Source organism: Streptomyces sp. SID13031, assembly GCF_010548305.1.
Lineage (GTDB): Bacteria > Actinomycetota > Actinomycetes > Propionibacteriales > Kribbellaceae > Kribbella.
Genome location: NZ_JAAGLV010000013.1, coordinates 220,383 through 233,516 on the forward strand (window position 1 = coordinate 220,383; position 13,134 = coordinate 233,516).

Genomic DNA, 13,134 nt, shown 5'->3' on the forward strand with positions numbered 1-13,134 from the left:
GGTCGGCGAGCGGCTCTGACGGGGTCAGACGATGTTCTGCTCGGCGCGCGGGCCTGAGGTCTGGAAGCGGGTGGCGTGCAGGGGAGAGATGTCGACGAAGGGCTCTCTGTCCAGGTAGAGATCCCGGATGATCTCGCCGATGGCCGGGCCCTGGAGGAAGCCGTGGCCGGAGAAGCCGGTGGCGTAGAGGAAGCGGCTGAGCTCGGCGGCTTCGCCGATCAGGGCGTTGTGGTCGGGGGTGTTCTCGTAGAGGCCGGCCCAGCCGCTGGCCAAGCCGACGTCCAGGAGAGATGGCGCTCGTTGTTCCATGGCTGCGGTCAGGCGAGGGAGCCAGGCATCTGAGCGACTCAGGTCGAAGCCGGGCTCCTCCTCCGGGTCGGACATGCCGACCAGGAGGCCAGGGCCCTCGCCGTGGAAGTAGAAGGTGCTGCTGAAGTCGATCGTCATCGGCAGGTCGCGAGGCAGGCCGGGAATCGCTTCTGTCACGACGATCTGGCGGCGGAGCGGCGTCACCGGCAGGTCGACGCCGACCATGGCGGCGAGCGGCTCCGACCATGCACCGGCCGCGCAGATCACCGTTGAGGTGGCGACCGTGCCACGATTCGTCCGGACGCTGCGGATCTCGTTGCCGACAGCATCGATTCCGGTCACCTCGCAGCCGGTGACCACCGTTGCGCCCAGCTTGCGGGCAGCCGTGGCATACCCGAGTACGACGGACTCCGGCGTACAGTGCCCGTCGTTCGGGGAGAAGCAGGCGGCGACCAGGCCGTCGGGCGACAGGATCGGCGCCAGCCGGACGGCCTCGGCGACGTCGAGCATCCGGGTCGGCTGGCCGGCCGCGTTCTGCAACCGGGTGCTCTCCTCGAACAGCTCGACCTGCTCGTTCGACGACAGCAGGAACAGGTAGCCGACGCGATGCAGGTCGATCTCCTGCCCGGGGCGCTCGCCGAACCGGGCGAACGCCTCCAGGCTGCGCGCGCCGAGCGCGATGTTCAGCTCGTCGGAGAAGTTCGCCCGGACCCCACCGGCCGCCTTCGAGGTCGAGCCCGAGCCGAGCTCGTTCCGCTCCAGCAGCAGGACGTCCGTGACGCCGGCCTCGGCGAGGTGGAAGGCGATACTCGTGCCCATCACCCCGCCGCCGACGATCACCACCGCGGCGCTGTCAGGAAGCAGCGTCACGGCAGCAAGAAGTCGTAGTCCGCCTCGACGGTGACGGTATCCATCTGCGCCTTCTGCAGCTTGCCCGAGTAGTCCCAGTTGAGCGACTGCCAGCGGGTGAACTGGTCGAGCACCCAGATACCGCTCTGCCGCGACCCGTTGCCCGACTTGCCGTTACCGCCGAACGGCAGGTGCGCCTCGGCGCCGGAGGTCGAGTTGTTCACGCTGACCATGCCCGCCGAGATCCCCTGCGCGAACCGGAACGCCTTGTTCGGGTCGGTCGTGTAGATCGAGCTGGACAGCCCGTACCCCGACTTGTTGCCCAGGGCAATCGCTTCATCAAGGGTTCGGTACGTCGTGATGCCGACGATCGGGCCGAACGTCTCGTTCAGGAACAGCTCGTCGTCCGGCCGGACCTGGTCGACGATGACCGGGTGGAAGAACAGGCCCTTGGCGGGATCCCCGACGAAACCCTCGCGCGGGTTGTCCGCGCCGACCCGGCCGGTCGAACCGATGACGGCGTGGTGCGCGCTGATCCAGCCGAGCGTCTTCTCGAAACCGGCCGCGAACTTCTCGTCCAGCAAGGGACCGAACAGCACGTCCTGGGTCGGGTCGCCCATCGCCGCCTCGCGAACGGCCGCACTGAACCGGCTGACGAACTCGTCGTGCACCGACTCGTGCACGATCACCGTTCCCAGCGAGGTGCACCGCTGTCCCGCAGTGCCGAAGCCGGAGAAGAGGGCGCCTTCGACGGCCAGTTCGAGGTTCGCGTCCTCGGTGATCACCATCGGGTTCTTGCCGCCGAGCTCGAGGCATGGGGTCTGCAGGTGGCGGCCGCACAGCTCGCCGATGCGGGTACCGACCTCGCTCGATCCGGTGAAGCCGACCTTGTCGATCAGCCCGGCCTGCAACGACTGCTCCAATCCGGCGAAGGTGTCGGGGCCATCGGCGTACACGAGGTTGAAACCGCCCGCCGGTACGCCGGAATGGGCGAAGATCTCGTAGAACGCCTCGGAGACGACGGCGGAGTACTCCGCCGGCTTCCAGACCACCGTGTTGCCGCAGAGCAGCGCGGGGACGATGTACCAGGACGGCACCGCGACGGGGAAGTTGCCGGCCGAGATGACCGCGACCGCGCCGACCGGGCGACGGAAGGTGAACAGCTGCTTGTCGGGCATCTCCGACGGTACGGTCTGGCCGTAGAGCCGGCGACCCTCGCCGATGAAGAAGTCGCAGGTGTCGATGATCTCCTGGACCTCGCCGAGCGCCTCCGCCAGCGGTTTGCCGATCTCGCGGGTAACCAGCGCGGCCAGCCGCTCCTTGTTCGCGGTCATCAGCCGGCCGACGTTGGCGATCACCTGACCGCGCTGCGGAGCGGGTAACGCGGCCCAGCCCGGCTGAGCGTCCTTCGCTGCCTGGGCGGCCCGCACGAACACGTCTGGCCCGGCGACGCCGATGGTGCCGACCACGTCGGCGGTATCCGCCGGATTGGTGGACGGCGCGGTCCGTACCGGGTCCTGAACCCGCTCCCCATTGACCACGGACAAGATGACAGACGACACAGGTGGGTCCTCTCACTCAGCGCTTCGGTGCCCCCACCCTCACCCGCCCCCACCCCCCTTGCCAACCCCACCCCGCGCGCCCCACCCAACCCGTCGCCACCAGGCACCGCCACCTGCCCCCTCACCCTTACCTCCAGCCGACTCATCATCGGTCCCTTGTGTCCCTCCACCATTTGCGTTCAGCGGAGCATTGCGCGAAGGAGGGACACAAGGGACCGATGATGAGTCGGTTAGGGGTAAGGGTGAGCGGGGAGTCCTGGGGGGAATTTGGTGGGTGGCGTGTGAGAGTGCTGGGGTGAGTTTGAGTGATGAGGAGATTGCCGGTATGTCGCTGGGGGAGCGGCGGGAGCTGGTTCGGCGGCTGGTGGGGGCGCGGGGGCTGGTGCCGAGCCGGGAGACGATCGAGCGGGTTCGCAAGTGGCGGCTTGCGGTGCTGGTGGTCTGTGTCGTGACGCTGATCCCGTGGACCGTCTACCTGGCCATCACGCTGCCGGGGCATTACGTCGCGCGGAACTGGGTCGCGACCTGGGTCGGGTTCGACATCCTGCTGATCACGATGCTGACGGTGACCGCGATCGCCGGCTGGCGGCGCCGGCAACTGGTCTTCCCGACGGCGTTCGCGTCCGGCGTGCTGCTGATCTGCGACGCGTGGTTCGACGTGATGACGAGTCAGCCCGGGGCGGACCTGATCCAGGCGCTGGTCAGCGCGCTGGTGCTCGAGATCCCGCTCGGGATCGGGTTCATCGCCGGACCGCTGCGGGTGATGCGGGTCATCGCGACGCGGCACGGGCTGGTCGAGCCGGGGACCCGGATGTGGAGCGTCCCGATCCCGATGCCGGAGCTCTGGCCGGATCGGCCGGGTACCCGCGACTGATCTTGTGAATGCAATCACAAGCCGGTAAAGTGGGCGGCGTACAGCAACTGAGTCGGAGTTGGCTGGAGGCGTACATGACGGAGCGCAAGCCGCCCGGGATGAAGACCCAGGACTGGGTCGAGGCGCAGATCAAGCAGGCCCAGGCGCGGGGTGAGTTCGACGATCTCGCCGGCCAGGGCAAGCCGCTGCCGAAGCTGGCGGACCCGCACGATCCGGACTGGTGGGTGAAGGACTTCATCCGCCGGGAGAAGATCGAGACCGACGCGCTGCTGCCGCCGTCGGTCCAGCTCCGCAAGGAGAAGCAGGCGCTGCAGGAAAAGCTGTCGGTACTACGTACCGAGACCGAGGTCCGCGACTACCTCCAGGACCTCAACCGCCGGATCCTCCTCCAGATCCGCGACGCGACCGGCGTCGTCGTACCGGTCGGCCCGGTCGACGAGGAAGAGATGTTCGCCCAGTGGCAGGAAGGCCACGAGGCCCGCCAAGCCGCCCGGGCCCGCGCTCGCGCCACCGAACCGTCTCCAGCACCCAAACGCAGCTTCTGGCAACGCCTCTTCAGCTGACTGCCCGTCCCGACCGACAGGACATAGTGCTGTTTTCGGTCTGCCGGGCGCCCACTCAAGCGTGAACTCCCGGTGCGAATCGGAGTATGTCCTGTCGGTCGGGACGGCAGCATCAGCTCTGGAGGAGTTTGCGGACCGCAGCTTCCACAGTTTCTTCGCTGAGGAGGACTTGGCGGGCCGCGTTGCCTAGCGGGACGAAGGAGTCTTCGCTGGTTACTCGGGCCAGGGCACCGGTGTAGCCGGCGTCGATGAGGGCGGACAGGACGCCTTCGGAGACGCCGCCGGTGCGGCGGGTTTCGTCGACGACCAGGACGCGGCCGGTGGTTGTTGCCTCGCGCAACAGATCTTCCAGTGGCAGCGGCGCCAGCCAGCGGAGGTCCAGGACGCGGACGCCGGGCAGGCGGGCGGCGACTCGGAGGCTCATCGGGAGCCCGTTGCCGAAGGTGACGATGGTCAGGTCGCGGCCGTCGCCATACGTGCGGCCGCGTCCGATCGGCACATGCTCAGTCGGGTACGGCGCCAGCCACTGGTCGTCGCCGTCCGCGTGCAGATCGCGCCGGTGGTACAACGCGATCGGCTCCAGGAACACCGACACCGTTCCCTCCGCGCGAGCTGCCGCGGCGCAGGTGTGCAGCATCGCCGCCGCATCGTCAGGCCGCGACGGCGACGCGATCACCAGCCCGGGGATGTCCCGCAGTACACCGATCGCGTCGTCGTTGTGAAAGTGCCCGCCGAACCCCTTCTGATACCCGTAGCCCGCGATCCGCAGCACCATCGGGTTCCGGTACTGCCCCTGCGAGAAGAACTTCAGCGACGCCGCCTCGCCCCGCAGCTGATCCTCCGCATTGTGCAGATAGGCGAGATACTGGATCTCCGGCAACGGCAACAACCCCGACACCCCCGCGCCCAGCGCGAGCCCGAGAATCGACTGCTCATCGAGCAAGGTGTCGAACACCCGCGCCGCCCCGAACGACTTCTGCAGCCCGCGCGTCACCCCGTAGACCCCGCCCTTGCGCCCGATGTCCTCCCCGAAAGCAAGGGATTCCGGGTACGACGCGAGCACATCGCCCAGCGCCCGGTTGATCGACTGGCTGAGTGTGAGCGGCTCGGTCGTGCGACGGTCCAGGTCGGGCAGTGAGTCCGCGACGATCGCGTCATCGGGGAAGGCCAGCGGTGCGACCACCGCGGCGGCCGAATCGAGCTGCGGCAGGCCGGCCACCTCGCGCGCGATCCCGAGCACCTCGGAGCGCTTGTTCTCGTAGAGCTCGATCACGTCGTCGGCGTCATAGCCGGCTCCCAGCAGCAAGCGCGCAGTACCGAGCAGTGGATCGAGTTCCTCGTCGGCGATGAGTTCGGCAGGGCTCCGGTACGCCGCTTCGACGTCCGACCCGGCGTGGCCCATCAGCCGGACCGTTCGCAGCCGCAGGAACGCGGGTCGCCGGTTCCGCCGGACGAAGGTCGCGGCCTCCTTCGCCATCGTCAGCGTCGCAGCGAGATCGGTGCCGTCGGCATCGAAGTACCGCAGACCGTGGCGTTGCCCGTAGGCCTGCTTGATCCAGCCGTCCGGGGTGCGCACGCTGATGCCGATCCCGTTGTCCTCGCAGACCAGCAGCAACGGCATCGGGATGCCCTGGTACGACGCGTGCAGCGCCGCGTTGATCGCGCCGGTGGCGGTCGAGTGGTTCGCCGAGGCGTCGCCGAAGCTGGTCACCACGATGGCGTCGGCCGGCCACGGCGACGGCACGCCCAGTTTGGCCGCGCGGGCGATCGAGAAGGCAACGCCCATCGCGCGGGGCAGGTGCGAGGCGATCGTCGAGGTCTGCGGGATGATCGCCAGGTCGTGCCGGCCGAACACCTTGTGCCGGCCGCCCGAGATCGGTTCGGTGGTCGCCGCCGCGACCCCGAGCAGGATGTCCCGGAGGCCGTCCTTGTCCCGGTACTGCGCCGCGCGGGCCAGGTAGAAGGCGCCTGAACGGTAGTGCAGCAGCGCGGGGTCGGTGGGCTCCAGGGCCGCGGCGACGGCGGCGTTGCCCTCGTGGCCGGCGGAGCCGATCGTGTAGTAGCCCTGCCCTTGCGACTGGAGCCACCTGGCGGCGAGATCGGCGTGACGGCTGCCGAGCTGCGCGTCGTACAGGCTGAGCAGTATGTCCGCGGGGTGCTCGCAGGGGACCGGTTTGAGCGCCCGCACGCGGTCGGGGAACAGCTCGTCCACAGCGGTCACTGGTCGGCTCCCGCCTCGAAGATCCTCACTCGCACCATGATCCGCGAAGAACCCCGGAACCACAGCCTCGCCCACGGGTCGGGCGCGTTCGACGACTCCCGGGGGCCTTTTTGATGACTGCTTTCACGCTGGACCGGAACCGATCTGCCCGGCAAATCGTTGAGAGAACAGGTTGTTTTTCCTGGGGTAGGTGAGGATGCGCGTTCCGCTTTGGCTTCGGCGTACGGCGGTGGCCGCCGGCGTCGGGATCGCTACGGCCGGGCTGCTGGCCGGCCTCATCATGCTCGGCCCGCTGGCCGCCTCGATCCTGCTCGCCGTCGTTTTCGTGCTGGTCTGGCCGCTCAGCGCGGTGATCAAGCACCTCGCCGACCCGGCCCCGTACGGGTCGCCGACGCTCGTCGCGGCCGCTGCCGCGGGCGGGGTGCTGGCCGTCCCGGGGCTGATCCGGCTGCTCAGTTGGGGCGCGATCGGGGTGCTGGTCGCGTTCGTCGCGGCGGTCGTTTTCGTCCTGGTCGACCTGGCCCTGCCGGATACCCGCCACGAGCGGAGGCCGCGGCGCGAGCAGAACAGGTGGTGGCGCCGGCGCCGCGTACCGGAGTACGGGGGACTGATCGCGTTGACCCACGAGGAGCAGGTCGACGACGAGTTGCTGATCGCCTCGCTCCGGTGCCCGCTGTCCATCGAGGAGCTCTGCGGGGTGTGGGGCGAGACGACCACGACGCTGGCGCAGGGTGCCGGGCCGCGGGATCGGCAGGCCGTCGCCGAGGTCCGCCGGATCTGCCTGGACGAGTTCGAACGGCGCAACCCCGACGGCTTCCACCGCTGGCTCGACGCCGGCGCCCCCGCGGACCCCGGCGCCTACCTACTTCCGAGCCCCGGCGACTAGCGCTCGTCCTGGCCGCGACCCGTAGTGCCCGCCGTCTGAGGGGTCAACCCCGCCCGCGGCGGGTTGCCCCGCCGGATTCTGAGGGGGCAACCCGCCGCGGGCGGGGTTAACCCCTGAGACGACGCGGGAGGAGGCCGGCGGTTAGGGGGTGAGGACAGCCGTCACGGCGATGGCGGTGCTGCGGGCTGATGCCGGGTTCTGGCCGGTGACGAGGCGGCCGTCGGTGATGACCTGGTCGGTGAAGTCTGCGGCCGGGTGGTGGATCGCGCCGCGGGCCGTCAGTTCGTCGGCCAGCAGGAACGGGACGACGTCGGTGAGGCCGACCGCCTGCTCCTCGGCGTTGGTGAAGCCGGCGACGTTCTTGCCGTCGACCAGGTAGCTGCCGTCGGAGAGGCGGAGCTCGACCAGCCCGGCCGGGCCGTGGCAGACCGCCGCGACCACGCCGCCGTTCTCGTAGATCCCGGCCGCGAGCGAGGCGAGCGCCTTGTCGCCGGGGAAGTCCCACATCGCGCCGTGGCCGCCCGCGTAGAAGATCGCGTCGTAGTCGGCGGCGTTCAGTTCGGCGGCGGTCCGGGTGTGCTCGAGGTCGGCCTCGGCGAAGAACTGCTGCTGGGCGGAGTCGGAGTCGTCGACGCCGTCGACCGGCGGCTTGCCACCGGCGACCGAGACGACCTCGACCTGGTACCCGGCGGTGGTGAAGACGCTCCACGGCTCGGCGGCCTCGCCGGCATAGAAGCCAGTACTCCGGCCGGTGTCGCCGAGCTGGGAGTGGCTGGTGAGGGCAATCAGTACGCGTGTCATGTGCACCATCATGACCAGGTCGACCTATTGGAGACCAATAGGCACTCGGCGGGCGAGGCATAGGATTTCTGATGTGAGCATCTCTCTGGACCTGCTGCGGAGCTTTCTCGCGATCCACCGGGCAGGGTCGATCACGGGCGGCGCGGAGCAGTTGGGGTTGTCGCAGCCGACCGTGACGGCGCATCTCAAGGCGCTGGAGGTCGCGGTCGGGCGGCCGCTGTTCGAGCGGCGGGCGCGGGGCGTACAGGCGACTGCGGCCGGTGATGAGCTGGCTCGCCGGATCGCGGAGCCGATCGACACGCTCCAAGGCTTGGTGGTCGACGAACTGGACGAGCCGGTCGCCGCGACGGTCCATCTCGGCGGCCCGGCCGACTTCATCAGTCATCAGGTGTTGCCCGCGCTCGCCGGTCGCCTGGCCAATGGACTCCAGCTACGCACCCGCTTCGGCTTGCCGGACGAACTGCTCGACGGTCTGACGGCACGCTCACTCGACGTGGTGATCAGCTCAGTACGCCCGCGCCGCCCCGGCATACGCGTGACACCGCTCTACGACGAGACCTTCGCGCTGGTCGCTTCACCCCGCTGGTACTCCGGTACGCCGGTGAGCGGGCCAGAGCAGCTGCGACACATACCCCTGGTCGCGTACGCGGAGGAAGCCCCGATCCTCCGGCGCTATTGGCGAAGCGTCTTCGGCGTACGGCTGACGAGAAGCGTCGCACTCGTAGTACCGGACCTACGTGGAGTCCTGAGCGCTGTCGTCGCCGGCGCAGGAGCAAGCGTGTTGCCCTTGTACCTGTGCGAGGCCGACCTCCAAGCCGGGCGACTCCGCTCACTGGCTGAGCCAGAACTCCCACCCCTGAACACCGGCTACCTGGCCATCCGCTCAGACGCCGGCCCCCGAAGCCCAGCCAGCCTCCTACGAACAGCCCTTCTCGACACGCTCCGCTAGACCGGACTTGAGAAGATCAGGCGGTCTTCTTCTTGGCGCTCTTCTTAGCCGGAGTCTTCTTCCTCGCAGAGGCCTTCTTCGCGGGAGCCTTTTTCGCAGTGGTCTTCTTGGCTGACTCGCGGCGGGTGCGGGCCGCTTCGACGCTGGCCCGCAGGGCGGAGACGAGGTCCGTGGTGGTGGTCGCCTCGGGCTCCTCCTCGTTGAAGACGAGTTCCTTGCCCTTGCGTTTGTCGGCGACCAGTTTCTTCACGCGTTCGGTGTAGCTGTCCTTGTAGTCGCCCGGGCGCCAGGTGTCGCTCATCGCCTCGACCAGGTCCATGGCCATCGACAGGTTCTTGCCGCCGGAGGACTTGGCCGGCAGGTCGCCGAGTTCCTTGGCGGGATCGCGGATCTCGTCGGCGAAGAACATCGTCTCCAAGACGATGACCTTGCCGTCGGCGCGGATCGCGGCGAGGTACTCCTTGCTGCGCATCACGAACGACGCGATGCCGGCCCGGTTGGTCTTCGCCAGCGCGTCCCGCAGCAGCCCGTACGACGAAGCGCTGCCGGTATCCGACGGGGCCAGGTAGTAGCTCTTCTGGAAGTGGATCGGATCGATCTCGTCGAGGTCGACGAACCGGGTGATCTCCAGTGAGCGCGACCGGCCCGGCGCGATGTCGGCGAGTTCCTCCTGCTCGACGATCACGTACTCGCCGCCGCCGACGTCGTGGCCCTTCACGATCTTGGCGTAGTCGACCTCGCGGCCGGTGCGCTCGTTCACCCGCTTGTACCGGATCCGGTCCGACGTACCACGCTGGAACTGGTGGAAGTCGAGCTCGTGCTCCTCGGTCGCGGAGTGCAGCCCGACCGGCACCGAGACCAGCCCGAAACTGATGAACCCAGTCCAGATCGCGCGCGCCATCGCCACTTCCTTTCTACGGAGCCGTCTCTCTACGGAGCCGTCTCTCTACGGAGCCGTCCGGAGCCCGGTACCCCGATCAGAGCCGGTTGTACCGTTTCCGCGCCTCGCGGCTGTCCTTCTGCGCCGTACGAGCGTTCTTGCGGGCAACGTCGAGCTCCTCGCCGATCCGATGCACCGTCTCCTGGGCTTCGGCGAGTGCGTCGCGGGCGTCGGACAGTTGTGTGTCGAGGCCGGCGACTGTCTCTTCGGCTGCCTCTGCCGCCGCGACCGCGTCGTCGAGTTCCTTCTTGGCGGCCGTCTTCTCCGCGGCCTCGCGCTCTTCCTGCTCCCGCTCGGCCTTCTCGCGCTTCGCCTTGGCGGCAGCCGATTCGGCGTCTTCTTCAGCTTCCGGCACTACGGCTGCGCTCTTGGCACGGCGGCGGTCTTGAGCGCGTTGGCGGCGCTCGTCGGTCAGTGGTGTGACGTTGGACGGCTCGCCGCTCTCGTCGACGACCCCGAAGCCGACGTGCCGCAGCGCACTGCTGAGCCGGGCCTCACGGACCGCATCACCGGCGGCCGGGTCGACCAGGGCCGCATCGAGCGTCTCGCGGAGTTTCTGCCCGACATCCGCGCTGACCTTCTGCCCCTCGCGCTCGGCGAGACCGGCCGCGGACTTGGAGAGCTGGTCGAGCAGCTTGTGCCGCCTCGGCGTCAGCCCGCGAAGCTTCTCGCCGTCGAGATCCGCGGTCGCCTGCCGGAACTCGTCACCCAACGCCAGCAGGTCATCGATATCGTCCGGCAGCTCCCGCGCGACGAGGTTCGCCAGCCAGGCGGCGACGGTCGGCTTCCGCAGGGCTTTCAGCCGGGTCGACCCGAGCTGGTCACCGCTCGCCTTCAGCTCCTTGGCCAGCTCGTTGCGCCGGGAAATGAAGTCGGCCGACGGCGCTGCGTAGAGCGCGTCGGCCGCTTCATCGAAGTCCACCCACCCGACGCTACCGGAACACTCGGCCGCGATCAGGTCAGCCGCCTCGTTCCGACCTCTTGTAATCGTTTACGTAAGCGATTACAAAGCAATCATGCGCGTGACTGTCCCGGCCCTCGCGGCCGCCCTCCTGGTCAACTTCCTGCTGCCGTCCGCCGGCCCCGCGGCGTCACCGAAAGCCGCCGAACCAGGCACGATCACGGCCGCGAGCTTCCGGTCGAGCACGCTCGGTGAAGACCTTGCCTACAACGTGTACCTGCCCGCCGGGTACGCCGGATCGGCCGCGCGCTACCCCGTGCTCTACCTGCTGCACGGTCGCGGCGACTCGATGGCCGCCTGGACCCAGGTGAAGGGGCGGCTCGACGCGATGATCGCCGCCGGTGAGATCCCGCCGACGATCGCGGTCATGCCCGACGCGCCGTGGAGCAGCCGGGCGAGCTACTACGTCGACTCGCTCTACAAGGGCAAGGATCCCGGGCGGCCCGTCGAGACGGCGTTGATCCGCGACCTGGTGCCGCACGTGGATTCGGCGTACCGGACGATCGCCGATCGGACCGGCCGGGCGATCGCCGGGTACTCGATGGGCGGGTCGGGCGCGTTGCGGTACTCGATGGTCTATCCGGAGCTCTTCGGTGCGGCGGTGGTGCTCAGCCCGGCGGTCTACTCGCCGCAGCCGCCGAAGGATTCGAGCGCCCGGGAGTTCGGTGCCTATGGCAAGGGTAAGGATGCCTTCAGCGAGGCGGTCTACCGGAAGCTGAACTATCCGGCGGCGTTCAAATCCTTTGCGGCCAAGGGATTGCCGTCACAGCTGTTCATTGCCGTGGGCGACGACGAGTACAAGAACCCGAAACCCAAGGACTTTCAGCACGATCTCGACTTCGAGGCGCATGTCGTCTTCAACCAGGCGGGGCGGGTGCCGGGGCTGACGAGTGAGTTCCGGGTGGTGGACGGCGGGCACGACTGGGACGTGTGGGGGCCGACGTTCGCCGAAGGCGCGAAGTACATCTTCCAGTTCATCGGCAAGCCACCCGCTACGCCGATGCAGGCGGAGCTGTCCGGTACGCCGGGGGAGGATCGCGCGGGCGGGGTCGCCGTCGATGAGGCGGGCAACAGCTATGTGGCGATCGCCGCCGAGGGTGCGATCGAGGGGCAGCCGTACGCCGGCGGCAAGGACGTCGCGTTGACGAAGTACGGGCCTGATGGCGGGCGGTTGTGGACGCGGGAGTTCGGTACGGCGGGGACCGAGCGCGCGTATGGGGTGGTGCTGGATGCGCAGGGGCGGCCGACCGTCGTCGGCTATACGACGGGTAGTGGGTCGGACGATGCCTTTGTGGCGCAGTACGACGTACAGGGGAATCAGCGGTGGTTCACGAAGCTGGGCACCACGGCTGCCGATCGGGGGTATGCGGTGGCGAGTGATGCCGACGGCTCGATCTATCTGGGTGGGTACACGAAGGGTGAGCTGGGTGGAGCGAACGCAGGGGACAAGGACGTGTTCGTCGCCAAACTGGATCAGGAGGGCAAGCAGGTCTGGGTGCGGCAGTTCGGCAGCGCCGGCGAGGAGAAGGGGATGGCGCTGGCGGTGAGCGGGGATGGGGTCTATCTCGCGGGGATGACCGCTGGTGCGCTGGGGGATCAGGTCGGCGATATCGACGGGTTTGTCGCGCGCTTCGATCGTGAGGGGAACCGGGCGTGGGTCAAGCAGTTCGGGACCGAGCAGGCGGATGAGTTCTGGGCGATGACGGGTGATGGCGCTGATGGAGTGCTTCTCACCGGCTATACCGCGGGTGACTTCGCAGGTGAACTCGTTGGTGACAAGGATCTGATCGTTGCTCGCGTTGATGCGAGCGGTGCGGTGGTGTGGAAGGACCAGGTCGGTACGCCGGGGAACGACAAGGGCGCGGCTATTGCGCGCGACGAGACCGGCTTTGTCGTTGCGGGCTTCACGGATGGGCCGTTGCGGACCGCGGTGGGGAAGTTCGACGCGGTTCTGCTGCGGTACAAGGCTGATCAGACGCGTGGGTCGGTGCGGCAGTTCGGCACGACGGAGGATGACGGCGCGGATGCGTTCGCCGAAGCCAACCTGTTTGTTGCGGCGCGCGACGGTAGGGCCTACGTCTCAGGCCTCACCGCTGGCAACACTGCCGATCACGAGGCGATCGGCAACGGTGATGTGTTCCGGATCAACTTCGATGGGTGAGCTTGTCCCGAACGACAGGACATAGTCCCCTGGGGCGCCCGGCCGCCCGCTTGGCGCT

The 13,134-nt window shown here is 68.4% G+C and carries 11 protein-coding genes; 5 read left to right on the plus strand and 6 right to left on the minus strand.

The window, feature by feature from the left end:
• Positions 1-24 precede the first annotated feature (24 nt).
• Together G3I17_RS25860 and G3I17_RS25865 are read right to left on the minus strand one after the other, a co-directional pair.
• Positions 25-1,173, minus strand: coding sequence for an FAD-binding oxidoreductase (locus G3I17_RS25860; protein WP_164600219.1), 1,149 nt, complete (start codon positions 1,171-1,173; stop codon positions 25-27).
• Positions 1,174-1,175: 2 nt separating this feature from the next.
• On the minus strand, positions 1,176-2,720 hold the full coding sequence (locus G3I17_RS25865) for an aldehyde dehydrogenase family protein (protein ID WP_343238414.1): 1,545 nt from the start codon (positions 2,718-2,720) through the stop codon (positions 1,176-1,178).
• Between the two features lie 295 nt (positions 2,721-3,015).
• On the opposite strand from G3I17_RS25865, the gene G3I17_RS25870 reads away from it, so the two are divergent.
• Together G3I17_RS25870 and G3I17_RS25875 are read left to right on the plus strand one after the other, a co-directional pair.
• A complete protein-coding gene (locus G3I17_RS25870) occupies positions 3,016-3,594 on the plus strand; it encodes a hypothetical protein (protein WP_164600183.1) in 579 nt (192 codons plus the stop codon).
• Positions 3,595-3,668: 74 nt separating this feature from the next.
• Positions 3,669-4,157, plus strand: coding sequence for a DUF1992 domain-containing protein (locus tag G3I17_RS25875; protein ID WP_164600184.1), 489 nt, complete (start codon positions 3,669-3,671; stop codon positions 4,155-4,157).
• Between the two features lie 112 nt (positions 4,158-4,269).
• Here G3I17_RS25875 and G3I17_RS25880 read toward each other — a convergent pair whose 3' ends face one another.
• Positions 4,270-6,378, minus strand: a complete 2,109-nt coding sequence (locus G3I17_RS25880) for a thiamine pyrophosphate-dependent enzyme (protein WP_164600185.1) — start codon at positions 6,376-6,378, stop codon at positions 4,270-4,272.
• Between the two features lie 196 nt (positions 6,379-6,574).
• Between G3I17_RS25880 and G3I17_RS25885 the strand changes: the two genes are divergently transcribed.
• Positions 6,575-7,264, plus strand: coding sequence for a hypothetical protein (locus tag G3I17_RS25885; RefSeq protein WP_164600186.1), 690 nt, complete (start codon positions 6,575-6,577; stop codon positions 7,262-7,264).
• Positions 7,265-7,405: 141 nt separating this feature from the next.
• Here the strand turns inward: G3I17_RS25885 and G3I17_RS25890 are convergent, their stop codons facing one another.
• Positions 7,406-8,065 carry a type 1 glutamine amidotransferase domain-containing protein gene (locus G3I17_RS25890; protein WP_203590734.1) on the minus strand — a complete coding sequence of 220 codons (660 nt, stop codon included), beginning with the start codon at positions 8,063-8,065 and terminating at the stop codon, positions 7,406-7,408.
• Between the two features lie 73 nt (positions 8,066-8,138).
• Here G3I17_RS25890 and G3I17_RS25895 point away from each other — a divergent pair, with 73 nt between their 5' ends.
• Entirely contained in the window at positions 8,139-9,014 is an 876-nt protein-coding gene (locus G3I17_RS25895) for a LysR family transcriptional regulator (protein ID WP_164600187.1), read from the plus strand.
• A 16-nt stretch (positions 9,015-9,030) separates the two neighbouring features.
• On the opposite strand, the gene G3I17_RS25900 is transcribed toward G3I17_RS25895, so the two are convergent.
• Positions 9,031-9,915 (minus strand): Ku protein, encoded by an 885-nt coding sequence (locus G3I17_RS25900; RefSeq protein WP_164600188.1) that lies wholly within the window; start codon positions 9,913-9,915, stop codon positions 9,031-9,033.
• 76 nt (positions 9,916-9,991) lie between these two features.
• Positions 9,992-10,876 (minus strand): hypothetical protein, encoded by an 885-nt coding sequence (locus G3I17_RS25905; RefSeq protein ID WP_164600189.1) that lies wholly within the window; start codon positions 10,874-10,876, stop codon positions 9,992-9,994.
• A gap of 94 nt (positions 10,877-10,970) precedes the next feature.
• Here G3I17_RS25905 and G3I17_RS25910 point away from each other — a divergent pair, with 94 nt between their 5' ends.
• The gene (locus G3I17_RS25910; protein ID WP_164600190.1) at positions 10,971-13,076 is read left to right on the plus strand and encodes an alpha/beta hydrolase-fold protein; all 2,106 of its coding nucleotides are present in this window, start codon (positions 10,971-10,973) and stop codon (positions 13,074-13,076) included.
• Positions 13,077-13,134 lie beyond the last annotated feature (58 nt).

What these genes read in the sequence shown, in the direction of transcription:
- G3I17_RS25875 (WP_164600184.1), top strand. Translation starts at nt 3,669, where the DNA reads ATGACGGAGCGCAAGCCGCCCGGGATGAAGACCCAGGACTGGGTCGAG.
- G3I17_RS25885 (WP_164600186.1), top strand. Translation starts at nt 6,575, where the DNA reads ATGCGCGTTCCGCTTTGGCTTCGGCGTACGGCGGTGGCCGCCGGCGTC.
- G3I17_RS25890 (WP_203590734.1), bottom strand. Translation starts at nt 8,065, where the DNA reads ATGACACGCGTACTGATTGCCCTCACCAGCCACTCCCAGCTCGGCGAC.
- G3I17_RS25900 (WP_164600188.1), bottom strand. Translation starts at nt 9,915, where the DNA reads ATGGCGCGCGCGATCTGGACTGGGTTCATCAGTTTCGGGCTGGTCTCG.
- G3I17_RS25910 (WP_164600190.1), top strand. Translation starts at nt 10,971, where the DNA reads ATGCGCGTGACTGTCCCGGCCCTCGCGGCCGCCCTCCTGGTCAACTTC.